The sequence below is a fragment of the Thalassotalea sp. Sam97 genome, assembly GCF_041379765.1.
In the GTDB taxonomy this organism is placed as follows: Bacteria; Pseudomonadota; Gammaproteobacteria; order Enterobacterales; family Alteromonadaceae; genus Thalassotalea_A; species Thalassotalea_A maritima.
The window spans coordinates 2,615,559-2,641,975 of record NZ_CP166919.1; the positions used below are offsets into that span (position 1 = coordinate 2,615,559).

Annotated in this window: 24 protein-coding genes; 8 read left to right on the forward strand and 16 right to left on the reverse strand. The window is 42.5% G+C overall.

From position 1 onward, the window contains the following. Positions 1 to 268: 268 nt before the first annotated feature. On the reverse strand, positions 269 to 838 hold the full coding sequence (rppH, locus tag ACAX20_RS11680) for an RNA pyrophosphohydrolase (RefSeq protein ID WP_371186383.1): 570 nt from the start codon (positions 836 to 838) through the stop codon (positions 269 to 271). A gap of 201 nt (positions 839 to 1,039) precedes the next feature. On the opposite strand from rppH, the gene mutH reads away from it, so the two are divergent. Beyond that, positions 1,040 to 1,708 (forward strand): DNA mismatch repair endonuclease MutH, encoded by a 669-nt coding sequence (mutH, locus tag ACAX20_RS11685; RefSeq protein WP_371186385.1) that lies wholly within the window; start codon positions 1,040 to 1,042, stop codon positions 1,706 to 1,708. Positions 1,709 to 1,735: 27 nt separating this feature from the next. Here the strand turns inward: mutH and ACAX20_RS11690 are convergent, their stop codons facing one another. Continuing rightward, positions 1,736 to 2,629 (reverse strand): D-hexose-6-phosphate mutarotase, encoded by an 894-nt coding sequence (locus ACAX20_RS11690; RefSeq protein WP_371186387.1) that lies wholly within the window; start codon positions 2,627 to 2,629, stop codon positions 1,736 to 1,738. 192 nt (positions 2,630 to 2,821) lie between these two features. On the opposite strand from ACAX20_RS11690, the gene ACAX20_RS11695 reads away from it, so the two are divergent. Further along, positions 2,822 to 3,541 carry a DUF1461 domain-containing protein gene (locus ACAX20_RS11695; protein ID WP_371186389.1) on the forward strand — a complete coding sequence of 240 codons (720 nt, stop codon included), beginning with the start codon at positions 2,822 to 2,824 and terminating at the stop codon, positions 3,539 to 3,541. 73 nt (positions 3,542 to 3,614) lie between these two features. On the opposite strand, the gene ACAX20_RS11700 is transcribed toward ACAX20_RS11695, so the two are convergent. The 3 genes from ACAX20_RS11700 to ACAX20_RS11710 are packed head-to-tail and all read right to left on the reverse strand — an operon-like array spanning position 3,615 to position 6,448. After that, on the reverse strand, positions 3,615 to 4,292 hold the full coding sequence (locus ACAX20_RS11700) for a DUF3299 domain-containing protein (RefSeq protein WP_371186391.1): 678 nt from the start codon (positions 4,290 to 4,292) through the stop codon (positions 3,615 to 3,617). 12 nt (positions 4,293 to 4,304) lie between these two features. Next, complete coding sequence (locus ACAX20_RS11705; protein ID WP_371186392.1) at positions 4,305 to 5,714, reverse strand: ABC transporter permease; 1,410 nt, start codon at positions 5,712 to 5,714, stop codon at positions 4,305 to 4,307. Continuing rightward, complete coding sequence (locus ACAX20_RS11710; protein WP_371186394.1) at positions 5,714 to 6,448, reverse strand: ABC transporter ATP-binding protein; 735 nt, start codon at positions 6,446 to 6,448, stop codon at positions 5,714 to 5,716. Before ACAX20_RS11710 ends, ACAX20_RS11705 begins: the two co-directional genes overlap by 1 nt. 328 nt (positions 6,449 to 6,776) lie before the next feature. On the opposite strand from ACAX20_RS11710, the gene ACAX20_RS11715 reads away from it, so the two are divergent. Continuing rightward, positions 6,777 to 9,218 (forward strand): M1 family metallopeptidase, encoded by a 2,442-nt coding sequence (locus ACAX20_RS11715; protein ID WP_371189645.1) that lies wholly within the window; start codon positions 6,777 to 6,779, stop codon positions 9,216 to 9,218. A gap of 9 nt (positions 9,219 to 9,227) precedes the next feature. Continuing rightward, entirely contained in the window at positions 9,228 to 9,767 is a 540-nt protein-coding gene (locus ACAX20_RS11720) for a DUF6702 family protein (protein ID WP_371186396.1), read from the forward strand. 83 nt (positions 9,768 to 9,850) lie between these two features. Here ACAX20_RS11720 and grpE read toward each other — a convergent pair whose 3' ends face one another. After that, positions 9,851 to 10,462 (reverse strand): nucleotide exchange factor GrpE, encoded by a 612-nt coding sequence (gene grpE, locus ACAX20_RS11725; protein ID WP_371186398.1) that lies wholly within the window; start codon positions 10,460 to 10,462, stop codon positions 9,851 to 9,853. A gap of 188 nt (positions 10,463 to 10,650) precedes the next feature. Between grpE and nadK the strand changes: the two genes are divergently transcribed. The 3 genes from nadK (at position 10,651) to ACAX20_RS11740 (ending at position 14,051) form a co-directional block, all read left to right on the forward strand. Then, complete coding sequence (gene nadK, locus ACAX20_RS11730) at positions 10,651 to 11,532, forward strand: NAD(+) kinase (protein ID WP_371186400.1); 882 nt, start codon at positions 10,651 to 10,653, stop codon at positions 11,530 to 11,532. Between the two features lie 233 nt (positions 11,533 to 11,765). Then, a complete protein-coding gene (recN, locus tag ACAX20_RS11735) occupies positions 11,766 to 13,430 on the forward strand; it encodes a DNA repair protein RecN (protein WP_371186402.1) in 1,665 nt (554 codons plus the stop codon). A 282-nt stretch (positions 13,431 to 13,712) separates the two neighbouring features. Then, positions 13,713 to 14,051, forward strand: coding sequence for an outer membrane protein assembly factor BamE (locus ACAX20_RS11740; protein WP_371186404.1), 339 nt, complete (start codon positions 13,713 to 13,715; stop codon positions 14,049 to 14,051). Positions 14,052 to 14,148: 97 nt separating this feature from the next. Here ACAX20_RS11740 and ACAX20_RS11745 read toward each other — a convergent pair whose 3' ends face one another. The 10 genes from ACAX20_RS11745 to ACAX20_RS11790 form a co-directional block, all read right to left on the reverse strand. Beyond that, a complete protein-coding gene (locus tag ACAX20_RS11745; RefSeq protein WP_371186406.1) occupies positions 14,149 to 15,045 on the reverse strand; it encodes a hypothetical protein in 897 nt (298 codons plus the stop codon). Continuing rightward, positions 15,038 to 15,709 (reverse strand): hypothetical protein, encoded by a 672-nt coding sequence (locus ACAX20_RS11750; RefSeq protein WP_371186408.1) that lies wholly within the window; start codon positions 15,707 to 15,709, stop codon positions 15,038 to 15,040. Before ACAX20_RS11750 ends, ACAX20_RS11745 begins: the two co-directional genes overlap by 8 nt. Further along, entirely contained in the window at positions 15,702 to 16,250 is a 549-nt protein-coding gene (locus ACAX20_RS11755; protein WP_371189646.1) for an RNA polymerase sigma factor, read from the reverse strand. Before ACAX20_RS11755 ends, ACAX20_RS11750 begins: the two co-directional genes overlap by 8 nt. Positions 16,251 to 16,320: 70 nt before the next feature. Continuing rightward, a complete protein-coding gene (locus ACAX20_RS11760; RefSeq protein WP_371186410.1) occupies positions 16,321 to 17,235 on the reverse strand; it encodes a LysR substrate-binding domain-containing protein in 915 nt (304 codons plus the stop codon). 241 nt (positions 17,236 to 17,476) lie between these two features. Continuing rightward, positions 17,477 to 18,739 carry an inorganic phosphate transporter gene (locus tag ACAX20_RS11765; RefSeq protein WP_371186412.1) on the reverse strand — a complete coding sequence of 421 codons (1,263 nt, stop codon included), beginning with the start codon at positions 18,737 to 18,739 and terminating at the stop codon, positions 17,477 to 17,479. 11 nt (positions 18,740 to 18,750) lie between these two features. Beyond that, a complete protein-coding gene (locus tag ACAX20_RS11770; protein ID WP_371186414.1) occupies positions 18,751 to 19,428 on the reverse strand; it encodes a TIGR00153 family protein in 678 nt (225 codons plus the stop codon). A gap of 321 nt (positions 19,429 to 19,749) precedes the next feature. After that, positions 19,750 to 20,463, reverse strand: a complete 714-nt coding sequence (gene phoU, locus ACAX20_RS11775) for a phosphate signaling complex protein PhoU (protein ID WP_371186416.1) — start codon at positions 20,461 to 20,463, stop codon at positions 19,750 to 19,752. A 130-nt stretch (positions 20,464 to 20,593) separates the two neighbouring features. Beyond that, positions 20,594 to 21,418, reverse strand: coding sequence for a phosphate ABC transporter ATP-binding protein PstB (gene pstB / locus ACAX20_RS11780; protein ID WP_371186418.1), 825 nt, complete (start codon positions 21,416 to 21,418; stop codon positions 20,594 to 20,596). A 56-nt stretch (positions 21,419 to 21,474) separates the two neighbouring features. Continuing rightward, entirely contained in the window at positions 21,475 to 23,112 is a 1,638-nt protein-coding gene (gene pstA, locus ACAX20_RS11785; RefSeq protein ID WP_371189647.1) for a phosphate ABC transporter permease PstA, read from the reverse strand. A gap of 9 nt (positions 23,113 to 23,121) precedes the next feature. Beyond that, on the reverse strand, positions 23,122 to 25,287 hold the full coding sequence (locus ACAX20_RS11790) for an ABC transporter permease subunit (RefSeq protein ID WP_371189649.1): 2,166 nt from the start codon (positions 25,285 to 25,287) through the stop codon (positions 23,122 to 23,124). 874 nt (positions 25,288 to 26,161) lie between these two features. Between ACAX20_RS11790 and ACAX20_RS11795 the strand changes: the two genes are divergently transcribed. Beyond that, positions 26,162 to 26,398: a hypothetical protein gene (locus ACAX20_RS11795; RefSeq protein ID WP_371186420.1), complete on the forward strand. Its 237-nt coding sequence runs from the start codon at positions 26,162 to 26,164 to the stop codon at positions 26,396 to 26,398. The last annotated feature ends 19 nt before the right edge of the window (positions 26,399 to 26,417 follow it).

A 26,417-nucleotide genomic window follows, 5' to 3' on the forward strand; every position in this document is an offset into this window, starting at 1 on the left:
CGCACAGAGCAAGTAACAATGAAAAAAATGCATTTAAACGAATCTAAAGGACAGCTTTTATGACGCCTTTCTACTGTGTTATCACTTACTTATGTGGAGCAACCGCGCAGCATAAGTTCTGCCTTGTATAAAAACATCATACATTGCTGCAAAAACAACCTCAAAAGATCAACACGCTCTCGTGTTTAGCACTAGAAAAACAACCTTACAACAAACAAAAAGACCGCGATAAATCGCGGTCTTTTTCTTAGCTTTAGCAATGCAATTACTAGATGCCCTTCGACTTACGACGCCGTTGATTACGTCGTTGATTGGGATTTTTTCGATACTTCTGCTGTCCTTGCTCTTGGCTATCAAATTGTCCCTTGGGTAGCGCTATCGGTGCAAACTCCTTCATTACCCGTCGATACACATCCCGTTTAAAAGAGACGACTTGCCGTACCGGATACCAGTAACTCACCCAACGCCAGTCATCAAATTCAGGGTGGGATGAGTGCAACAAATCAACGTCTTGATCAGCACAGGTTAACTTGAGTAAAAACCATTTTTGTTTTTGCCCAATACACACAGGATTACTGTCATGACGTATCAGTCTCTTTGGCAATCGGTACTTTAACCAGTGTTTTGAGCTCGCGATGATTTCCACCTGATGTGGTTTCAAACCAACTTCTTCATGCAATTCTCGATACATGGTTTGCTCTGCAGACTCACCATCATCGACACCACCTTGTGGAAATTGCCAAGAGTGCTGGTTGTATCGACGCGCCCAAAATACTTGTCCCTTGCCATTTGTAATTACAATGCCGACATTGGCTCTATAGCCCTCGGCATCAATCACATGAACTCCTGTTCAACTCGTTCAATTTAAATTGATTGTTCCATAAACAACGCTATTGAGCAAATAAACAAACAAAATAATTAATCATTTGCCGGTATGCCTTATTAATTAAGGTCATTAGCAGCACAAATTGTTGAGCAAACATTGCTTTTTAGGGAGCTAGCATGACAAAATAATTACAAATGGCAAAGTCTCGTTACTATGATCACTCCAGCGACTGAACAGCAATTATTAACACATGCCCAAGCGATTGCCGGCCTAACGCTCGGTCAGTTGGCAAATAAACATCATGTTGTGGTACCAACATCACTTAACCGTGAAAAAGGTTGGATAGGTTTATTGTTAGAAAAAGAACTGGGCGCGCAAGCGGGCTCTAAACCCCTGCCTGACTTTCCTGAGCTGGGTATCGAATTAAAAACCCTGCCGATTAATCGTCAAGCAAAACCACTGGAAACCACCTTTGTTAGTGTGGCACCGTTAACGGGTATTACAGGACAAACATGGCAACAAAGTCATGTGCGCCGCAAACTAAATAAGGTGTTGTGGGTACCAATTATTTCGGAACGAGATATCCCCATTGCCGATCGTATTGTTTGTACGCCATTTTTGTGGACTCCTAACCTAGAAGAAGAACGGCTACTAGCAGAGGATTGGCAAGAACTAACCGATATGATTGCTTTAGGAGAAGTTGAAAAAATTAATGCGACTTACGGGCAAGTGATGCAGCTACGACCTAAAGCCGCCAATAGCCAAGCCAAAACGCAAGCCTATGACCGCCATGGTCGTCCATTTATGACGCTACCGCGGGGTTTTTACTTAAAGACGCAATTTACCCAGCAAATACTCCACAATCATCTGCGAATCAACTAGAGCCTGTCAAATACGCCATTTATCGCTTTAGATTGCGTACACTAAAATCGTTTGCGACATAGATAACCTTGCCCCCGCAGCAACAGATTGCGCTTCAGTATTTGCAGGCTCAACACAAACAAACTCTGTTTCCCCACCAGGGTGCACATCCGTCATTGTCGATGCGATATGATGATCAGGGTTCCATAATACGGTCTGCTCACTGTTTGATTTTTTAATCTCGATTGCTCGACGCATGCCTTTATCAATCAAGGTTACCGAGCCTTCATGATAATAAACCCGATCAATAGGTCCTTGGCAACTAAACACGTCGTGCGGCGGATTATTTTCCGTCCCCGTTATTTTGTCATCGTACATACAGGGGTTAAGCTCTGGTATGGCGACATGCTGTGGCGCGCTGACTAAAAAATAACTGTGTAGAGCATCGGTAACTTCACAGCTATGCTGGCTTAAATTGGTAAATTGGAGCTCTTGCGTAAATGTCTCGGCAAAAATCAAGCGTTGCTTTAAATCGAATGCATTATCCCAACAAGGACTTTGCCTCTCACCACCAAGAGAAAGCTCGATCATTACCTGTTCTGCACTAATCTCGATAGCTGATAATTGCCATAGGCTGTTACGTGCAAAACCATGCTGTGGTGCGTTTTCACGAGGGCCAAACCAAGGCCAGCAAATTGGTACTCCTCCTCGAATAGCTTTACTGCCATCGAGCGCAGAAGTTTGGCTTAACCAAAACACCGGAGCTTGACCTATAGGCTGCCAAGTAAGAACTTGCCCACCATAGAGTGAAAACGACGCCTGAGCTAATTGATGTTCTATTTGCACAATACGGTTTTCACCATATTCCGCACGGACAAATACACGGCCGTGTTCATTACTCTCTAACATTTGCTCGGGATTATTCATATTACTTGCTGACAAAGTCAGTACTCCTGTAGCGCGGCTAATGCAGTACCGCGACAATGACATTGATGATCATTCACTATAGCACTTGTCAGGCAGCCTGCCGATACACTGATAGCTATGATGGTTGGCAAGCATCATAACGAAAAGCTTTTGTCAGCTCAACACGCTTAGGTTAGAGTAAAATCATCACTTTCAAAAAACATAAACATGAAGATTATCAAACATCTACTATGGCACAGTTGCAGTGTATCATTACTGTTATGTTGTTTTGGATTAGCCTGGCAGATAGCCAAGGGTATCGACTACGGTTATCCATGGTTTTATGACATGTTAGCTATAGACCAGCATATTGCGACCTACGCGCCACAAAACCGTTTACACAAAGATAACTTTGTTACCACCGAAAAAGCACAACATCTGCAATTATTTGAGGATATAGCAACAGCGATTAATAATGGCGGCATTGGCTTAACACAACTGCATTATCGTGTTGATGGTGTCTTCTACACTCTGCTCACCAAAGATGAAGTGATTCATCTGCAAGATGTTGCCAACCTTGTTGATAAAGGCAAACGACTCTGGTGGGTTAACTTAGCCGTATTAAGCTCGCTGCTGGTAATCTGTTATCGTTACCGCCTACACAAACCAAGTCGCCGTCAGCGTATTTGGCTAGTAACGACGGTTACCAGCCTAATCGTCGCATTATTTGCCACATTTGGTTTTAAAAAAATTTTTGCCTATCTTCATACCTTACTGTTTCCGCCTGAAAACCCTTGGTTCTTTTATTATCAGGGTTCGTTAATGTCCACCAGTATGAAAGCACCTGACTTATTTGCCGTTATTGGCTTGCTGCTACTGGCAATAACACTGGCTATTTTTGCCTTGTTACATTGCCTGTTAACTAAATGCACAACCAGCGAAAAGTAAAAAGCCAAACATTTAGTCTGGCTTTAGCAGTTTAAGCATTGCCGTTAATTGGCTTTCGTTGACTTAAGTTGGCTTAATTAGACGCTTCAATAAACTCAATTGCATCAACGTCTAACGTATAGCTTGTTGGGATTTGCTTCGCTCCATCAACCAAACTCAACTCTGGTGACATATTTTGTGACGTCATCAGACCTTGAACTTTAATTGCGGTAAACAAATTAAGTGATGGTGGCTCTACCGGCGTCTCAAGTTTTGCGTAAACAATTTGATTGGCAGCCGGTGGTGGCTCATGAATACACGCGCCCACGTAAGGCACCAGCAAAAACTCTTTGACTTTTTTACCTTCAAACTCCAGCGGTAATAAAAAACCAGACATTTCAATGTTGGTGTTCTCTAGCACCGGGTTAGTTGACGAGTATTCTAACTCGCGTTGAGCGATAATTTGTTCACGAATAGCAAATAATTTATCGATATCAATACCCTTTTTTTGCAAATCAATACGGGCATTTTCCGCTAATTGCTTCGAATTATCGTCAATCGGCTGACCGCTACTGATAATATCCTCAACAATAGCAATTTGTTGCATTTTACGAATATCTTCAATCGCCATATCTTCAAATGGATTCTTGATTTCTTTTCTTACTACATGTTCGTTGAGGGTGTCCCAACTGATTTTTTTAATATCTAGCGCATTAACCGCGGAGCTTACAAAAGCGATACATAAGGTCGCTGCGGCAAATAAGTTTTTCATACTTTATCCTAATTAACTTCTTACAGACATGCCATCTGACAAGGCATAACGGTATATTTGAATACTTGGTATTAAGCTGATTAATAAACCAGCTCCAGCTACAAGAGCCAATAACATTAACTCATCCGTCGTTGGCATACCCAACTGCAAATAGATACCGAAATTGTCTAATACAAATGGTTTGATAGCAAACAATATCGCATATAAACAGCCAACACCAAGCGCGAGCCCTAGTGCGATAAGCGCTAACGCTTCGCCCATCATTAGCGTAAAGATGTGCCCCGGTCGAGCGCCGATGGCTCTAAGAATTGCCATCTCGCGACGACGCTGATTTAAACTGTTTAATAAAATTATCAACATCGATGCTAAGGCAATGAGGATGACCATAATAGATATTGCAAACAAGGTTTTTTCGACCACCGACAATACCGACCATAACTCCAACAATGCCACACCCGGCATGATCGCCATCAATGGCTCAGCTTGATATTTATTAACTACTTGCATCATGGTCAATGCTTGCGGTCGCTGCTTTAACCCCATATAAAAGCCACTGATGCTATCGGCATCGTGATGATGGTCATGGTCTGCGACATCATGAGCTGTATCCGCAATCATCGGCTGTGTATGCTCACCTTCATGCTCGTGTTCATGTTCATGTTCATGTTCATGTTCATGTTCATGTTCCGCATGATGAGTGGACTCTGCCTGAGTGACAACTGACTGGCGTTTAGGCGCATCAGCCAACATCTGAGCAAACGGATCATGCCCTGTAGCAATCGACTTTTGCTCTTCATGCAGTGCTTCAATACCTGCCAATGATGTAAACACGGTGCGATCAATAGGCGTACTGGTTGCTGCTAAAATACCAACGATAATAAACGGGTCATTATCGTGCTTTATGTAGCTATCGGCACCACCATGAGAAATAATAATCTTGTCACCTAGATGATAGTGCAACATCTTAGCAACTTCGGCACCAATCACAACGTGATTGTCTTGGCTAAACCAGCGTCCTTCTATTATCTTCAACGCTTGCTTAGCGCCGTATTTATAGTGCTGATAAAAGGCTTCCGTTGTCCCCATAACGGTATAGCCCTTATGCGTATCACCTAAAGAAAACGGTATCGTCCATTCAACCATAGGGTGAGCGGCAATCTCTTCATATGACTCGTAACGGATAGCGTTTGTGGGTGTTCCCATTTGAAACACTGACGATAGCAATAGGTTTACCGAACTGGTGCGGGCACCAACAATCAAATCGGTGCCAGAAATCGTACTCGTAAAGCTATCTTTAGCTTGTACCCGTACTTTCTCTATGGCGATAAGTAATGCCACACTGAGAGCTATCGATAACACCGTCAGAAAAATGGTCACTTTACGATTACGAAAGCTTTTTAGCGCTAAATTTGTCATCGCCATTAGCTGTGCACCTCGTGATTAATCGTTACCATATCTTGCTGACCATCAATAAAGGTGCGTGATAAGCCCAAACTACGATCAAAATCCCGCTGCAAACGCATGTCATGACTAACAAAGATAAGTGTTGCTCCCGATGCTTGGCACTCTTTGAACAATAATTGCAAAAATGCCTCACAACGATCGGCGTCCAATGATGATGTCGGCTCATCGGCAACGATGATTTCAGGTGCCCCCATCAGAGCTCGTGCGGCGGCTACACGCTGTTGCTGACCAATACTTAATTGGTTTACAGGCTTGTGTAACAAGTGCTCATCGGCCATATCCAAATGTGCCAAAAGACGCTTAGCTTCATCCGCTAAGGTTGGCGAGCTCGCTAACGCTCGCTGCTTACGACGAGGTGAAAACTGACACGCTAGCAACACATTTTCTATGGTGGATAAATACGGGATCAAATTAAACATTTGAAAAATGACGCCAATATGATCAGCTCGAAACTGATCGCGTTCAGCGGCGCTCATCTTCGTTAAATCTTTACCAAGCATCTTCAGTTGGCCACGGTTTGCTTTGGTAATACCACACAGCAAACTCAATAATGTGGTTTTCCCTGAGCCACTTGGACCTTTTAAAAATAACCGTTCACCCTGTTGAACATTAAAATCCGTGATTTGAAAACGAAAATCGGCTTGCTTGTGCCAACTAAACTCTAAATTCGATATGTTAATAACCGAACTCATTCATTACTCCCTGCGACCCTATTAACATGTTTAGCTAATACGACAAATATATTTGCCAGATCACAACACAAAGCCATCCCTACCGCAAGCATCAACATCAGTCTATTTAGCGTTTAATGGCATGAGATATAGTCAGCGATTCTTTACATTTTACCGAGTTACGCTTTATCGCAAATAGTGGTTGTTTATCGCTTCTGCTATTGACTCAATACACTAGGGGCAATACATTTAGCTGCTTTTATTTAGCAAGCTAGTTTGCTCAGAATGGCATCGCCTTCTTGAGCATTGCCAATCGTGATTATCAGGGGCTTATATGAAGTTAAAATTCATGCTTGCTGTTGCGTCGCTGTGCACCGCATTTACGTGCTCAGCTTCGACAATGGCAGTAAAACAAACCAAAGGTGACTTTGAAGATAAATTTAGGCAAATGGAAGAGATTTTGCCGACACCAAACGATTACCGTAATGCCGCAGGTGAGCCAGGTAAAGAGTACTGGCAACAACAAGTGGACTATGACATCGATGTGGTTCTTGATGAGAAAAAACGTCGTCTTAGCGCCACACAAACCATCAACTATTATAATAACTCGCCTTACCGCTTAAAGTATTTATGGATCCAATTAGAGCAAAATCGCTTTAAAGGCGATTCGATTTCTGAGCGCTCGGCCGATTTTGGTGGCATTGGTCGCCGTGGTCCAGCAACCGGCAAACCGGCACCTGGTAAGCCTGGTCAAATAAGCTTTGCAGAACTTCGTAAGCAGCAGGCCTATGCCGATAACAGCTATGGTTACGATGTTTTTGAAGTAACCGATAGCCGCGGCAAGCCGCTAAAAACAACGATTGTTGGCGCTCAAGCACGTATCGATTTACCAACACCGCTAGCTTCTGGCGATGACATTGAATTTAACATCAAGTACGCCTTTAACATTGTTGAAGAAAATGCGGTATCAGCACGTGCGGGTTACGAGCATTTCCCTGACGATGCCAACCCTGGCGGTAACGATATTTTCTTATTGGCTCAGTGGTTCCCACGTGTTGCCGCGTTTTCTGATTACGAAGCTTGGCACAACAAAGAATTCTTAGGACGTGGTGAATTCACCCTAGAATTTGGTGATTACGACGTTGAAATGACCGTTCCTGCCGATCACATTGTTGCTTCAACGGGTGTATTGCAAAACGAATCTGACGTACTTACTAAAACTCAACTGCAACGTTTAAAAGACGCTGAAACAGCTAAGCGCCCAGTATTTATTGTGACTGCGGAAGAAGCCTTAGAAAACGAAAAAGCGGGCACAGATGCAACCAAAACTTGGCGCTTTAAAGCAGAAAACGTACGTGACTTTGCCTGGGCTTCATCACGTAAGTTTATGTGGGATGCAAAAGGCTACCAACAAGGTGGTGATGTACAACCGTTAGTTATGGCAATGTCGTTTTACCCGAAAGAAGGTGGCGACTTATGGAAGAAGTATTCGACCGAATCTGTGGTTCACACTATGGAAGTGTACTCGCGCTTTACTTTTGACTACCCATACCCAGTAGCCCTAAGTGTAAACGGTCCGGTAGGTGGTATGGAATACCCAATGATCACCTTTAACGGTCCTCGTACTAAGTGGCACGAAGATGGCTCTCGTACCTACACATTGGCTGAGAAGCGTTTTCTAATCGGTGTTGTTATCCATGAAGTCGGTCATATTTACTTCCCGATGATCGTTAACTCTGATGAGCGTCAATGGACTTGGATGGACGAAGGTCTAAACAGCTTCCTTGACGGTGTTGCGGGTCGTGAATGGGACCCAATGATCCCTTGGGGTGTTGAACCACGCGATATTACCAGCTACATGAAGTCTGACGTGCAAGTACCGATCATGACTCAGTCTGATAGTATCTTAAAACTAGGCCCTAACGCCTATGCTAAACCAGCTGTGGCATTAAACATCCTACGTGAAGTGATCTTAGGTCGTGAGTTATTTGATTTTGCTTTCAAAGAGTATGCACTTCGTTGGCAAGGCAAACGCCCAACGCCATCAGATTTCTTCCGCACTATGGAAGAAGCATCTGGTGTTGATTTAGATTGGTTCTGGTACGGTTGGTTTTACACCACTGACCACGTTGATATCAGCGTTGATAGTGTTTATAAGCTACGTTTAGATACTAAAAACCCAGACATCGACTTTGACCGTCGTCGCCAAGAAGAGTTAGACAAGCCAAGCTCGTTACACGTTGATCGTAACAAAGCCGAAGGCAAAAAAACGTGGGTAGAATTAAATTCTGATGTTCGTGATTTCCACGATGAAAACGATCGTTGGACGGTTACCAATAAAGAACGTAACGCCTATAAAGAAATGCTTAACAATCTAGACCCATGGGAGCGTAAAGCGTTTGAGCGTGCGGTTCGCGAAGATAAAAACTACTACGTAGTGAACTTCTCTAACCTTGGCGGTCTAGTGATGCCTATCTTACTTGACTTAACTTATGCTGACGGTAGCACCGAGTCGATGCATATCCCTGCTGAAATTTGGCGCCGTTCACCAAAAGCAGTAAGCAAGTTAATTGTCACTGAGCGTGATAAGCAACTGGTTTCAGTAACCGTGGATCCGCATTGGGAGACTGCAGATGTGAATGTAGAGAACAATCACTACCCACGTCGTATTATTGAGTCTCGTATTGAAGCGTTTAAACGTGAAAAGTCGCAAAAAATGGAATACCGCGACATCATGCACGATAGTAAAACTGAACTGAAAGAACCTGAAGTAAAAGTTTTCAAAAAGTAAGATAACATTATGACATTCCGAGCACTGTTATTAACGGTTTGTATGTCTTTAGGATTGATGAGCGCGGCTAGCCACGCTCATCAGCTAAAAGAGGCGTTCACTACCGTATTATTTAATGACCGCACTAGCAACATTGAAGTATCGCATCGCTTTTATTTACACGATGCGGAACACGCTATGGTTGATATTTTGGGTAAAAATACCGATTTGCTTAGTGATAAGCAATCGCAAGCTGATTTTGCCCAGTACATTCAGCAGCAGTTCCGCTTATTGGATCAGCACAAGACACTCCTTGCGCTAGGTGAGGTCGGCTTTGAGGTCGAAGGTAAATTCTTTTGGGTTTACCAAGAAATCGAGCAACCACAAGGGCTCACCTCCGTATTCGTAAAAATGCGTGCGCTACAAGATGTCTGGCCTGGTCAAGTAAACCAAATTAATGTGGAATACACCAACAGTGCATTAATGGAGAAAAAAGTGCGTTCGGTACGTGTTACCGAAGAAGATGATTGGCAGGAGCTCGTTATCGATAGAGCCCCTGGCAACGACTAACCACTTAATGTCATAGCCGTTAATTTTAGCTACAAAAAAGGCTTGTCATTGACAAGCCTTTTTCATCAGCATGGTAACCAAAGTTACTTCGATACCATTACCATGGCTGGACGGATCAAGCGGCCATTTAATTCATACCCCTTTTGCATTACGGCAATAACGGTATTAGCGGCAACGCCTTCAACTTCTTGCATTGACATTGCTTGATGAAATTCAGGATTGAATGGTTGATCTTGTGGATCAACCGCTTTAACACCAAACTTATCTAACCCTGATAACAAACCTTGTAGGGTTAAGTTAACGCCTTCATAGGTGTTTTTCTGTGCTTCATCTTCAGCGTCGATGGTTGCTAAACCACGCTCTAAGTTATCAACCACAGTTAACATTTCACCAGCAAACTTCTCTAACGCAAATTTACGTGCTTTTTCAACATCTTGCGCACTACGACGACGAATGTTTTCAACTTCAGCTTTAGCGCGAACAACACTGTCTTTCTGCTCATCGATGGTTGCTAAGGCAGCAGCTAACTTCTGCTCTAGTTCAGCAATTTTCTCTTGCTCTGGCGATAATTCAACAACATTTTCTGCTTGCTCAGTCTCAGCAGCTGTCTCGATAACATCAGCTTCAGTCGCTGAGTTCATTTCTTCTTGCACAACTTCTTGCTGTGGCTCGGTTTTATTTGACTCTGTGGTCATTGAAAACTCCCAAATTTCTTACAGCGATAAAACGCTAGTGCTCTATATTTCTGAGGTAATTAATGGGGGCATTATAACCGCTTTCAAGAGATATTTTGACTAAAAATATCATTGCGTCTTTACAATAATTAAAATCTTGGTAAAACTGCCATAATAAATCAATACATAAAGGCAATTAAGACAACCGCATGGCTAACATTTATCAGACCATTGGACTTATCGGTAAACCCGATCATGACGGTGCGTTGGCAACCATTGCTGCTTTACATCATTATTTACAGGATCACGGCTACACGGTGATGATTGAAAGCAAAGTTGCTAAGGAGCTTAACAAAGATGCCAGTGTAACATTCGATATTGTCGATATTGGCGTACAAGCAGATCTTGCCGTAGTGGTGGGTGGTGACGGCTACATGCTGGGAGCAGCCCGTGTACTTGCAAGCCATGATATTGATGTGGTCGGAGTTAACCGCGGTAATCTTGGCTTTCTTACCGACTTATCACCGGATAACTTAATTGAACCACTGGACGCCATTTTAGCCGGAAAATCTAAAACCGAAAATCGCAGCTTGCTTTACGCTGAAGTCTATCGTCATGGTCAATTAAAAAGTGCTAATGCGGCGATGAATGAGGCGGTATTACACCCAGGCAAAGTTGCTAGCATGATGGAGTTTGCGGTTTACCTTGATGACGCTTTTATGTTTTCACAGCGCAGTGACGGCATCATTATCTCCACACCGACTGGGTCAACCGCTTACTCAATGTCCGCAGGTGGGCCAATTATGACGCCTAACCTTAATGCCTTAACCTTAGTGCCAATGTTTCCACACACACTCACGTCAAGGCCTATCGTTGTTGATGGTGATGCTGAAATAAAAATTGTTGTTGCCGCAAATAATCACGAAGAATTGCAAGTGAGTTGTGATGGTCACGTTATCTTAGCGGTAATGCCAGGCGACGAAATACGCATTAGAAAAAACAAAGATACCTTACGTCTCGTTCACCCACTAGATTACGATTACTTTAATGTGCTGCGTACTAAACTGAGTTGGGGCAACAAGGTGTATTAACGGATAATGAGCTGAACCCACAGATTATTCAGTCCGCTCAACCCAAAACTCGAAAAAGCATTAAAGTTATTGATAAATAAGAAGTTATCAATAACTTTAATGCTTTTTTATTGCTCGTTAAAAATTCCACTTGCAAAGCTGAAAAAACACTGTTAATTTTCACTGTATAAATAAACAGTAACCTATAGTTACGCATTGATATTGCCAATTCGAAACGCTTTGCAGAGGCCACTATGCTTATCAACCTATCGATTAAAAATTTTGCGATTGTCAGTTTTGTCGAAATAGACTGGCAACATGGCATGACCACCATCACCGGTGAAACGGGCGCAGGTAAGTCGATTGCCATTGATGCTTTAGGCCTGTGCTTGGGCGATAGAGCGATGAGTAATACCGTAAGACCTGGTGCTGATAAAGCCGAAATTTGTGCAAGTTTCGATGTAAGTAAACTACCGAAAGTACAAAAATGGCTGTTGCATCATGACTTACAGCAAGAAGATGAATGCATCATTCGCCGTGTGATCTCAAAAGAGGGCCGCTCGAAAGGCTATGTTAATGGCTGCCCGGTGCCGTTATCGCAATTAAAGGACATTGGCCAATACCTCATTAATATTCACGGTCAACATGATCATCAGTTACTATTAAAGCCGAGTGAGCAAAGACGCTTACTCGATGATTATGGCAAGCACCAAAAGCTACTTAAGCAAATTGGTCAATTACATCGCCAATACACCAGTCTGCTCAACGAAAAGCAAGCACTGCAAGCAAGCCACGATAAACGCCAAGCTGAAATGCAATTATTGCAATATCAAGTAAAAGAATTCGACGAATTTGCATTACAAGCAAATGAATTTGAACAGCTAGAGAATGATTTTAAGCGCCATGCTAATGCCCAACAATTACTGCAAACATCAGAGCTTTGTTTAGCACAGCTTGCTGGCGATGACGCCTACTCGATATTGTCACTTATTCAACAATGTGGCGATCAACTGCATAAGCTGGCCGAGCTTGACAGCAATGCGCAGACAATCGCAGACATGGTAGAGGACGCACGCATATCACTGCAAGAGGCACAACATGATTTGAGTCATTATCAACAGAGTATTGATATCGATCCGCAAACCTATGCTTTAATAGAGGAGCGCTATTCATTCGCCTTACAGCTTTCTCGGAAACACCAAGTATTACCTGAAGCCTTATATGATTATCACCAACAACTGCGTCAACGACTGGCATCTATTGGTGATGATGACAGTCGATTAGAGTTCATTGATGGTGAGCTCATTGATGTCTGCCAAAGCTATCAACAATTAGCGGCACAATTAACCCAAGCAAGACAGCGCGCAGGGGAAAAGCTTGCCAAACAAATTAGTCAATCGATGCACCAACTCAACATGGAAAATGCGCGTTTTTCTGTCCAATTACAACAACACCCGCAGCAACAGCTAAGCAGGCATGGCCAAGATGACATAGAGTTCGTGGTAAGTATGAACCCTGGTCAACCACTTGAAGCGTTGCATAAAGTGGCCTCTGGTGGCGAATTATCCCGCATCAGCTTGGCCATTCAGGTTATCTTGTCAGCTAAAGTCACCACGCCAACACTGATTTTCGATGAAGTTGATGTTGGTATCAGTGGCCCCACGGCGGCTATGGTGGGTAAGCAATTACAGCGCTTAGGGCAATCGACACAAGTTATTTGTGTAACCCATTTACCGCAAGTTGCCAGTAAAGGTCGGCAACAATTATTTGTAGCCAAGCTAAGTGATGGCCAGCATACGCAAACCTCTGTAACACCGTTATCAACACCAATGCGTGAGCAAGAAATTGCTCGACTGCTAGCCGGAGATCAAATAACCGAGCATAGCTTAGCCAATGCACGTGAACTTTTAGCAAGTTAGGCTATCTACTATGGTTGATAATAGGTTACTTGGTGCTTGTTAGCTGTGACATAAAAATTGCTCAGGTAAACATGCTTTGTTGGGTAATCGTCGAACAAAGCAACGAAGCAAACTAAGGCAGGCGCTTTAAAAATAAGTTTTTCAACAAAAGCCTTTAATCTAGCGCAGTGCTTCGTTATTATTCTGACAGTCATGACGTTTATAACAAATAATACGCCATCGCTGTAATCACAGCGCAGGTACCGATTTGTCAAAGGCAGTCGCAATAAGGATAACAATGAAATGATACGAGCTTTAATCGTTAGCACAGCTTTGGTTTTAACCTCTGCTTGTGTATACAAAATTGACGTGCCACAGGGCAATTACATCGAGCAAAACCAAATAGATAAACTGCAAGTAGGCATGACCAAAGAACAAGTTAAGTATGTTCTTGGTAACCCTGTTGTGCAAGACACATTCAATGATGATACTTGGTATTACGTATATGAATTTTTATCCGGTAAAGACCAAGAATTGAACCGTAGCAAGCGCCTTGAATTGACCTTCGACAACGGAAAATTGACTAACGCATCTGGCGACTATGACATTGGTGAAAATTTTTACACGCCAATGGAGCAGTAATCTGTAAACCAAACATAAAAAACCGAAGCGAATGCTTCGGTTTTTTATGTGCTCAATTGTACTCTCTCAGTGCAACGTTTAATACAGGCTATCTTGGTTAATATTGATAGCTATTTGCTTTGCTTAACAATGCTTTGCTGTCTATCGACTCTAATACACAGCTTTTAATATCGGCCTTTTTAAACACGATAACCTTGTCTTTATTGCCTTGGCGTTGCTGCTCACCTGCCCCTTTAATGATAACTGACACATATTGCTCGTCAGGTATCTGACGCAAACCTCCGCCATAACGACACATCACCTGTGCTAAGTTTTGTTCCAGCGAATGCAAAAACTGTTGCTTCTCTGCTAAACGCTGTTGTTTTAGTGCGGCTACTTTTTCACGGTATTGTTTATTTTGTGCTTCAATAGCTTGTTTCGATTCTGCTATCTCAGCCTTTTTTTGTTCAATCTTCTCAAGTTGCTGTTTAAGTTCTTGTTTCTGCTGCTTCTCTACATGCAGCTTTTGATATTTTAAATCGCGCTCTTGTCTGGCAAGGTCACGCATGGCATAGGCTAACTCTCTTTCTTGCTCTCGTAACGTTCTTTGCTCTTCAAGTTGTTGCCGCAAGCCATCGTTTACTCGTTCCGCTACTAAGGCTGCGTCCTCTAAGGCTTGCTCAATAACCACTTCAAAGCCCTCACCAAATAGCGCTTCGCCACTCTCACCAACAGGAGGTACAGGCACCACTGGAGCAACTGGAAAATCAGCGAACCTAGAGGCATTCATTGACAGAGTAAACAGTACCCCCTGACCAGCCAGGTAATGTGAATCGACACGACTTACTCGGTGACGTTTATTACCATCCACTTGGTTGGCGCTATCTTGCATGATATTGCCCATGATATCGAGTTGCTTATGGATGTCATCCATATCAACAGCGGCGGCACTATTTAACGCCATAAAAGAGCCTGCGAGTAGTGACAATACACTCACCTTAGTTAACTTACTCATAATCGTTCTCCTTATTCACTTCCAGAGATGGCGTTATCGCCTGTGTTTGAATTTTATATTGCAACTGTTGTAATCGAAGCGTTTGATTTAGATTATCTTCACCACGACTTTGATTAACAAAACTGACCACGTCGGATATATCTTGTTGGCGCTCAGCTCGACTGGCACTAAGCACATAGGTCGCTAACTTCAAATTATTGTCTTGTTGGCGATCAACTATATCTTGATTAAACGCCGCCATAACCAACTGTTGTTCTTTCGCAAAATCAATCAAGCGTTGGTCGACCAAAGTTTCGATATCGTTAGGCAGTGCTTGTTGACTATGCCCGAACGCAATCGTCAATCCTTGCTCTGTCTGACTGACCTTAACGTTAAACAACACTAAGCCTATAGCGAATATAGACATTGCCATCGACGCAACCGGTAACCCTTGCCATTGCCACCAAGGCTTATGCTCTGTGTCAAATGTTGCGCTTTTATCCCACTTAGGTACCGATTGCTCGGCATAGCAAAATGCTTGCTGCTCAGCCAAGCGCGCGGTCATCAATCGTTGTGCTAATTGCTCATCGTCACTGGCTAATCGCTCTAGTTGCTCACTTTGCTCAGGACTGATCTGCCCATCTAGCCAGCATTCGAACAATCTTTGTTTATCTTGTTCAGACATACTCCACCTCCAGTAAATCTTTTAACTTTGCTAACGCCGCATATAATCGCGATTTTACGGTGTTTGTTGATGCGCCAATTTGTTTGCCTATCTCTTCAAAGGTGTATTGGTGAAAAAACTTTAACTCAATCACCACTCGCTGATTAACGGATAAACATTGCATCGCTTTGGCTAAATGATTTTGTTGCGATGATATTTCGCTACTTGCACACGGTAAATTACGCTGATCTTGATCAACCATTTCAGATTCATCATCTAACGACATGGTTGGTCTTTTTTTACGATAGAACTCTACACAGCGAAAATGAGCAATGCGAAATAACCAGGTTTTAAACTGACTATCACCACGAAAGGATGACAGATTTCGATAAACACTGATAAAAATATCTTGCATCAGATCAAGCGCGTCATCTCGATTTCCAACCATTCTTAAGGCGTAGTTATACACTTGCTTTTCATATCGCGAGATCAATGCAAACCAAGCCGATTTATTGGCTTTTTTGGCTTTTTCTATCAGAGTTTGATCACTGCGCTCGAACAAAAGAATATCCAATTATTGTTGTCTTGTAGTGGTTTAGTCGATGCAAAGAAATAAAAAGTTTGAAAATAAATTAACTTTTTTTAAGTTGCTGTTTGAAAAGTTTTGCCAATAATGAAAACGTCTGGGTACGCGGACTATGCTGACGTTCGAGTAAGGCGATAGCTCTACTGGGTTGATCTGGTAGCAGAGCACTTTTAACATTACTGATATCTGCTATACCTTTGCGAATAGCCATTTCCGGCAAGAAGGTCACCCCTTTATGGTGTATAGTCATCTGCATTAATGTTGTTAATGATGTTGGGGCAAAGGCATTGACTTTGCTTTTATCAACAAGTTTACAAGCAGAGATGGCATGCGCTGTCATACAGTGCTCATCCGACAATAAATAAATACTACCGTCAGGGATGTGACGATAGTGTTGATCTTTAATAATACTATCGACTAAGCTCGGCTCACCACTTACATAAAAGTTGTCGCTACCAAGCTCACTAATATGAAACGTATCTGAGAACTTATCATTAATAGGCATCGCTAAGATTGCGACATCAATATCACCAGACTGTAGCTTAGTTAACAATGCATCGGTAGGCGCTTCTGTGATCAACAGCTCAATATCTGGCAGCTGTTGTTGCACACTACTGACCACATCGGTTAACAAAAACGGAGCTATGGTGGGAATACAACCAATATGTACCAACCCTTTATCAACCTTACCTTGCGACATAGAAAACTCGACAAATTCCGACGCCTGAGCAACAAGTTTCTCGGCCATAGCAACCACCGCTTTACCATGAGTAGTAAAGACAAAGCTTTTGTGTTCACGCTCGATTATTTGGCAATCCAGTAACTGCTCAAGCTTAATAATGGCACTGGACAAGGTTGATTGTGAGACGAAACACGCATCCGCCGCTTTATGGAAATGGCGGTGCTCATTCAACGCCAATAAATATTGTAGGTGCTTGAGATTTGGAAGATGAGTATTCATCACTAAAACTAATCAAAACTTGCCAATGTAAGACATTAACTTAATGCAAAATCACCTTTTTTACCAATTTACGGGCAATATATTTATCTTATAGAGTGCATAGGTGTTGCGTAGTAAAGTCGCATAGATCTTAAAAAGAAATACATAAAGCCTTCTTGGGAATAAGAAATGACATCGCCCAAACAAAAAAGCCAGGCACTTGGCCTGGCTTTGTCTTAATCGTGTTTTGTATCGCGAGCGATTAGCTAAACATGCCTTTAATCATAAAGAAGAAGATGATAGAAAGACCGGCACCTACAGGTAGAGTTACCACCCAAGATACAACAATGTTACGTACAACACCTAAGTCAATTGCTGCAATACCGCGTGCCATACCAACACCTAAAACGGCACCAACTAACGTTTGCGTAGTTGAGATTGGTAAACCCGTACCCGATGCAACAACAACGGTACACGCCGCAGCAAGCTCAGCAGCAAAACCACGACTTGGCGTTAAGTGAGTGATGCCCTTACCGATAGTGGCGATAACACGGTGACCAAAAATCGCTAAACCAAGCACGATACCAATACCACCTAGAGGTAAAATCCACCATGCTAACGCTGCTTTCTTTGCAATTTCACCGCCACTTTCAACAACAGACACAACGGCAGCTAGTGGACCAATTGCGTTAGCAACGTCATTTGAACCGTGAGCAAATGCCATACAACAAGCGGTAATCACCATTAAAATTGCGAATACTTTTTCAACGTTTAAGAAGTCTGCACGCTTGTTAGTTTCTTTAAACTTAATGCGAGAGATGAAGATCTTACCAACAAGGGCAACAACAATCGCAACAGCAATTGCCCACATAAAGCCTTCGGCTGTACCAAGGTCTAAACCAACGTGTTTTAAGCCTTTTTTGATGGTCACAAGTGACAATACAAAACCAGCTAAGAACATGTAAACAGGCACCCAAGTACGTGCTTTTTCTAACGGCTTGTCGGTATCAAAAATCAGCTTTTGTGCACTGTTAAAAATGATAAATGAGAATACACCAGCGATAAGCGGGGTAACAATCCAGCTACCAACAATGCCACCAACTTTACCCCAAACAACAGCGTCCATCGACACACCAACGGCAGAGAAACCAATGAGCGCCCCAACGATTGAGTGAGTCGTTGATACTGGCCAGCCCATGTATGAGGCAATTAATAGCCAAGTACCTGCCGCCAACAACGCGGCAATCATACCGAACACCAGTTGTTCAGGAATATCAACAAAGTAGCTTGAGTCAATAATGCCTTTACGGATAGTAGAGGTAACCTCACCACCAGCTAAGTAGGCACCAGCAAATTCGAAAATCATCGCAATGATGATCGCTTGTTTAATGGTTAGTGCTTTTGAACCAACCGATGTACCCATCGCGTTCGCTACGTCGTTTGCACCAATACCCCAGGCCATAAAAAAGCCAACGACAGCAGCAAAAATAACTAACGTGCTACCGTAATCCATCAAAATATCCATGACTTGGACCCTTATCTTGCTAACATGATTTCTAAACGCGCACCTGCACGTTCAGCTAAATCGGCTAAATCGCCCACCCACTCGATGATTTGATACAAAAAGATCGCATCGATTGGGTTTAATTCAGCTTCCATCGACTTAAGACTACGACGTAATTTGACTTGCATGCCATCTGTATCATCTTCAATCTTAGCTAGCTTATCGATCATGTTTTCAACCAAATCCACTTCACGACCACGGAAACCGGCTTCTAATAGATCATCTAACTCATTTACCGCATCAGCAGCTTGTTTAACCGCATCAAGGCAGCGTGTTAGATACGCATTGAAGTCAGGCAAAAGCGAACCTGGGATAATTAATTCACGTCCAAATACACGACCGGCAATATCTTTGGTGCGGTTGGCAATTTTGTCTTGCTGACGCACTAATTCAAGGATATCTGTACGTTGCACTGGCATGAACAAACCGCTTGGTAGTTCATTGCGAATTGCACGTTTCATCTCATCCGCTTGCTTTTCAAGCGTTGAAATCTCTTTACGTAGTTTTTCCGCTTTTTTCCAGTCATTTTCTGCACATGCAGAAAAAAACTCAGGCAATAAAGCGGCACATTCATTTACTTTACGAATATGCTTTTCTAAAGGTTTTAATGGTGATTTTGCAAATACACCAAGTATGTTATTTCCACTCATATTTTATTCCTGCAACAAGGTTGTTGCTCGTTAAAAATGCCGAGGCAATATACACTATTTTGAGGGTTGATTAAAAACATTTACGCCTTAAGTATATCTATTACACCAATAAAATGTACTTTTTGTAACAAATAACACCATGCCAATGTTTTATCTATCAATACCCATAATTTTTGTGTGATTAACCCGGGCGGTTTTTGCTTAAATATTCATTGCCAACACTCGATAAGCGAGCGTTAAGCAAAGAATTTAGGTTCGCTAATACCTTAAAATGAATGTTTTATCGCATCCGTAATAATAGTATTAGCTAAAATGTCTTTATTAACTTTTTAACAGCTCTTCACTAATGTCACCATCGCCAATATGACGAATTACTTTACCTTTGACATAGTAAATCACGTATTCACAGATATTTTGACAACGATCACCAATACGCTCCAAGGCGCGTGCTGACCAAAGCACCGACATAATCGAAGGAATAGAGCGCGGATCTTCCATCATGTAGGTCATTAACTCACGCATTAAACCTTCATATTCACGGTCAATTTTTCGATCGCTTTTGTGAACCTGCAACGCCGCATCAACATCCATACGGGTAAATGCATCTAAGGTATCATGTAAGGTCTTTAGCGTGAGTTGTCCTAAGTTTTCCAAGCTCAATAAAAAGTCTTTTTGTTTTGAGCCAAATTGCTCGAGTGCCACCTTAGAAATTTTTTCAGCTTCATCGGCTATACGCTCTAAGTCGGCGATGGTTTTGATCACCGCCAAGACTAAACGTAAATCACTGGCTGCAGGCTGACGTTTAGCCAAAATATGAGTACATTCTTCATCAATCGATACTTCCATACGGTTGATTTTATAATCGCTAGAAAGTACTTTTTGTGCCAACTCGATGTTGTTATCGTGAACCGCACGCAACGCATCCTTAAGTTGTTGCTCAACCATACCGCCCATGACCATGACGTGATTACGCACGGCATCTAATTCTTGATTAAACTGCCCTGAAATATGGCGACCTGTATCTAATCTATCCATTGTCTACTCCGACACTTTGGTTATATCTGCCCTGTAAAAGTATAAACAGCGGCAGACAATAAAATGTTAATTCACTCAATCAAATAAATAAGGCGAACCATGTTATGACGTCTGGCTCGCATTCGCTCCATTAACCGTAACGGCCGGTAATGTAGTCTTCAGTTTTTCTCTTTGCCGGCGTTGTAAACAAGGTATTGGTATCAGCGTATTCAATTAAATCGCCCATATACATAAACGCTGTTTGATCTGATACACGCGCCGCTTGTTGCATATTGTGAGTCACAATCACAACGGTATACTTTTTCTTTAAGTCGTTAATTAGCTCTTCAATGGTTAAAGTAGAGATTGGATCAAGTGCAGAGGTTGGCTCATCAAGCAATAACACCTCTGGTTCAATAGCGATCGCGCGAGCAATGACCAAGCGTTGTTGCTGACCACCCGATAATCCTAGGGCGCTATCATGAAGGCGATCTTTCACCTCGTCCCATAATGCGGCTGCTCGCAATGAACGTTCACATACTTCATCCAGAACTCGACGATTATTTTCGCCAACTAAACGCAGACCGTAAACGACATTCTCGTAAATCGATTTAGGGAAAGGATTTGGCCGTTGAAACACCATACCTATTTTACGGCGAAGTTGTGCCACATCGACATGCTTCGAATAAATGTTCTCGTTATTTAGGTTGATTTGACCTTCAATACGGCAAATATCTACCAAGTCATTCATGCGGTTAATGCAGCGTAATAATGTCGATTTACCACAACCACTTGGGCCGATAAAAGCAGTTACTTGGCCTTTAGGGATTTTCATTGAGATGCCGTTAAGTGCCTGCTTGTCACCGTAATATAAGTTTAAACCTTTAATCTCTAATGCGGTTTGCTCTGCTGTTAAGTTGTTGATGTCAATCTTCTCTTGACTAGACATAGCAACATCCGGTTTCACTGTAATCATTGCAATTTAACTCTATTTTTAAATCTAAAATTCTGTTCGCTAACGCTAAGTTGTTATTAGTGTTCAAGCGCGCGGTATTTTTCGCGTAAACGGTTTCGAATCGTTACTGCCGTCATATTCAAGGCAACGATAATTGTTACCAACAATAGCGCTGTCGCATAGACCAATGGACGTGCTGCTTCAACATTCGGGCTTTGAAAGCCTACGTCGTATATATGGAAGCCTAAGTGCATGAATTTGCGCTCTAAGTGTAAAAATGGGAAGTTACCGTCTAATGGTAAGGTTGGTGCCATTTTGACCACACCAACGAGCATTAATGGCGCGACTTCACCGGCCGCACGAGCAATGGCCAAAATGATGCCGGTCATTATTGCTGGGCTGGCTATGGGGATAATAATGCGCCACAAGGTTTCCGCTTTGGTGGCACCTAACGCTAATGAACCATGGCGCATACTTGCAGGAATACGCGCAAGGCCTTCTTCAGTGGAAACAATAACCACAGGTAAGGTTAAAATTGCCAAGGTAATTGCTGACCACATAACCCCTGGTGAACCAAAGGTAGGGCTTGGTAGTGACTCAGGGTAGAAAATTTGGTCCAGCGAGCCACCAATCATGTAAACAAAGAAACCCAAACCAAACACCCCGTAAACAATCGAAGGAACACCTGCTAAATTAATCACGGCGATACGAACTAACTTGGTAAATGAGTTATTGCCGGCGTATTCATGCAAATAAATCGCCGCCACAACCCCTAACGGTGCGACGATAACCGTCATTAGAAGGACCATCAGTACGGTACCGAAAATCGCTGGGAATACACCACCTTCGGTATTAGCTTCGCGTGGGTCGTCAGCAACAAAGCTGCCAATTTGTGCGAAAAACATGGCCAATTTACTGAAAAACGATAAATCGTTATTAAAGTTAATTTGAATAACTTGCTCAAGCGGGATATCCACTAAACTATCGTCCATGGCACGCACAACAATTTTATCGCGCTTAACTTGCTCGCGTAGCTCATTTAATTGTTTTTCTAATGTTAAGTAGTCTTCATTTAACGCTTTGCGCTGGGCGTCAAATTCTGCTTGACGTTCAGCCGTTAACTCACCATCAAGCTCTGCTTTACGCTCTTTTAAGCGAATACGTTCAAGATCGTAGTTGATAGCACCAATATCTACTTTTTGTAGATCGTTAATATCAGCTTGCAGTGCATTAACTCGTTCAATAAAGGTATCAAGTTGGTCTACCGGCGTTTTTGTGCCGTCAATGTACAATGCTTCGATGAAGCCATAAAAGTTACCGTTCTTGCGGCGCTCAATCACAGCCACATCGGTTGGCATTGAGCGCTCTGTTACCATGGGCTCTAATATCCAACGAAAGTCCAAAGGTACCAGTTCGCGGTTACCGGTTTTGATCAGATAGCGAGTAACCATACCATCTTCATCACCTTCAAGCGCCAAATTTGCTAACTGCGATGCCGGTACGTTTTCTACATCGTAAATCTCACCAATAACCGTTGAATTAATGCCGTTGCCATCCGTTAATTGAAATTGATGAATCTCTGATGGCCAAAAGTACGATAAACCACGCGATGCGATTAAAAACAATAGACCAACCACCGAAATCAAACTGATGGTTACACCGCCAGCACTAAGCCAAACCCATGGCGATCCTGATTTAAACCAATTATTCATAATTGTTACTTCCTATAGCGAGCTGTATTTTTCACGAAGACGCTGGCGTACAAACTCAGCTACTGTATTAAATATAAATGTAAAGATGAACAGCACAAACGCGGCTAAGAACAAGATACGGTAATGTGAACTGCCGACTTCAGACTCAGGCATTTCAACCGCGATATTGGCGGATAAGGTACGCATACCTTGGAAAATACTCCAATCCATTACCGGCGTATTACCTGTTGCCATCAAGACAATCATAGTTTCACCTACCGCCCGGCCAAGGCCCATCATAATGGCTGAGAAGATACCTGGACTTGCGGTTAGCAACACCACTTTTACCAAGGTTTGCCACTGAGTAGCCCCTAGCGCCAAAGAGCCTGAAGTTAAGTGTTTTGGCACCGAAAAAATCGCATCTTCAGCCATAGAGAAAATGGTTGGAATAACGGCAAAGCCCATCGCGATACCAACGATTAATGCGTTACGCTGGTCAAAGTTAATACCTAAATCATTAGTCAAATACTGACGCATATCACCACCAAACAATGCGGCTTCGACATCACCAGACAAAGCAAATGATACCCAGCCAGCGGCAATGATAAACGGTAATAAAATCAGTGGTGAATACGCTTCTGGTAACCAAACTTTTACGTTCTTTGGTAAGTTGTGCCAGGCTACCGCAACGGCCACAATGGTGATTGGTATCACAACCAGTAAGGAAAATACCGCCGGTAAGTTCGCTTCGACTAATGGCGCTAACCAAAGACCAGCAAGGAAACCTAAAATAACGGTTGGCAAAGCTTCCATTAATTCGATGGTAGGTTTAACCGTTTTACGCAATGCCGGCGGCATAAAATAGGCGGTGTAAATAGCAGCCGCTAACGCAATTGGTACCGCAAACAACATCGCATAAAGCGCCGCTTTCATGGTACCGAATGAAATCGGCATTAACGAGAACTTGGCTTCAAAGTCATCAGAGCCCGACGTTGATTGCCAAATATAATCCGGCTCAGGGTAACCTTCATACCAAACTTCCTGCCATAATGCTGACCAGGTTACTTCTGGGTGTTCGTTATCAACTTTAACAGTTTCAATCGTTGCGCCATTATTGATAACGAGTGCGTTAGCGCGAGGGGCAATACTGACATGTTGCTCAGCCGAGTCGAGCAAATGAGCTTGCCATAATTCGGCCTCTGACGTGGTATAGTAAATTCCTACCAGCCCTGATGGTGTTACCGCATAAAAGCTCTTGCGATACAGCTCTGGGTATAAACGCACCACAGACTCGTTATCACTCACTGTGAATGAGCGAATGTGTTGAAATGCGCGCCCTTCTTCGCTTGCTACTTCAAAATATTGATGTACTTGACCATCGCTAGTACCGAGCAAAATGGAACTTGAACCAGACAATAACGCCATACTGGTTACAGTTTGCTGCCTAGCAACGGCCACAAAGGTACTGCGTACCGGTACCTCCCAATCGTCCTCTAGGTCATATACCAACACTTGTTGATCAATAACCGTAAATGCCGCGGTCATATCGGGGGTGATATCAAAAAAGTCGATATCATCTGCCTGCTCTTGAATAACTTGAAATTCTGTGGCGTATTCAGGATCGTAACTAAAGTCATCTTCAGCGATAAGCGACGTTTTGATCAGACGATTATCTTCTGTCAAAGCAACAAATACCGCTCGCTCGCTATCCATCGCAAAGCGCACATCCATTAAGGTGACTTCTTGTTCATCAATTAACAGTGGCTGTTCACCTAACGGATAATCAATGTAAGGGTAAATGTTGCGCTTATCCGCGACGAATTCCGCTCTAAATTTAGGAACGATGAGGTGTACCTTACCAGCCTCAGTAACCAATAAATACTGACCTGTATTGCTACTTACAATGCGGTGTACTGTTTCATCAGCAGGGATAAGTACTTTCTCTAGCAGCAATTGGTCAGCTTGACGTTCATCATCCTGGCTAATCTGGAAAAAGCGAATAACGCCATTGTTGTCAATGTTGTATGCAATCTCTTGCAATTCATCAACCCCTGCTACCAAGCTGTTTTCAATATTGGTGTTGATGATCTGGCTCGGCTCAACAGAGGCCGACTCAAACACTGGTTTAACAACATAAACAAGGTATAAGAATATAAGCACTAGGGTAAATAAAACACTTATCCCCCCAGCGGAAATCATCCATTTAGCAAGATTATTTTTTATTTTTCTTGCCTGAAAATTACTTGCAGATGAAGACACAGAACTACCTTAAACTATGATTAATTTAACAACATCGGCGATTATAAAGAACCAATATGACAGTTTTGTTACAGCAAGCCATTTATTAAATTTTTATTACATAAAACCGCTTATTACCTTAAAGAGCCTAGAGCGTGTTGATCTTTTGAGGTTGGTTTTGCACCAATTTATGATGTTTTTATACAAGGCAGAGCTTATGTTGTGTGGTTAACCCACATAAGCAATTGATAACACAGTAGAAAGGCGTCATAAAAGCTGTCCTTTGGATTCGTTTAAATGCATTTTTTTCATTGTTACTTGCTCTGTGCGTAGAATAACTATGCGTATCACAAGTGCCGCGATAAAAATGCATTTAATTCGAACAAAATTTAACCCTGAAAGATCAACACGCTCTAGCTCACAAACAAACCATTTACGTCGCGTTGACATAAATCAACACTTTATCTAGGTAATATCCTGTAAAGTGGTGATAGAGTAACCGTTGCATTAAACGCGAGTGCATCAACGTGTTATACCAATTACACTAAGTTTGTGCCCAACTCTGAGTTAGAGCAGAGGTTCAGTTACAACATAGATTTCATTGAAATAGTCATTCTATATTAATGAAATATAGGGCCGTAAATGGGCCTCTGGCAAACGCCCTACGGGTGAGTTTTAAAGGCTTTTATGCTGCCTAACTGATTTTGACAATGGAATAACCATTCTCTGCAATCAAAGCCTTGCCTAAATGCCTTTAAATTCTCACTGAGTGAGCAATAACTTAATGTTATTGGTATTATAAAATCCAACAGCGAGTTTGATAGAGTGACATTCGATGAGTGAAGATAAACAGATTACGTACTTAAAAATCAGTATTGTCGTTGGTTTGCTGTTATTGCTGGCAGGCCATGTATTGTTAAGTTACACCGATATAACGCAAACCTACGGGCCGATCGCGATGGCATGTTGCGCAGCCCTTATTGCATTGGGTTTGGTATTTTCGCTACCGACAAAAATGTACCTCACGTTTCTTTTAGTCAAACGAGAACAACAAAATAAAAAAATGCGCTAGTCGAAACACAGTGTGTAAA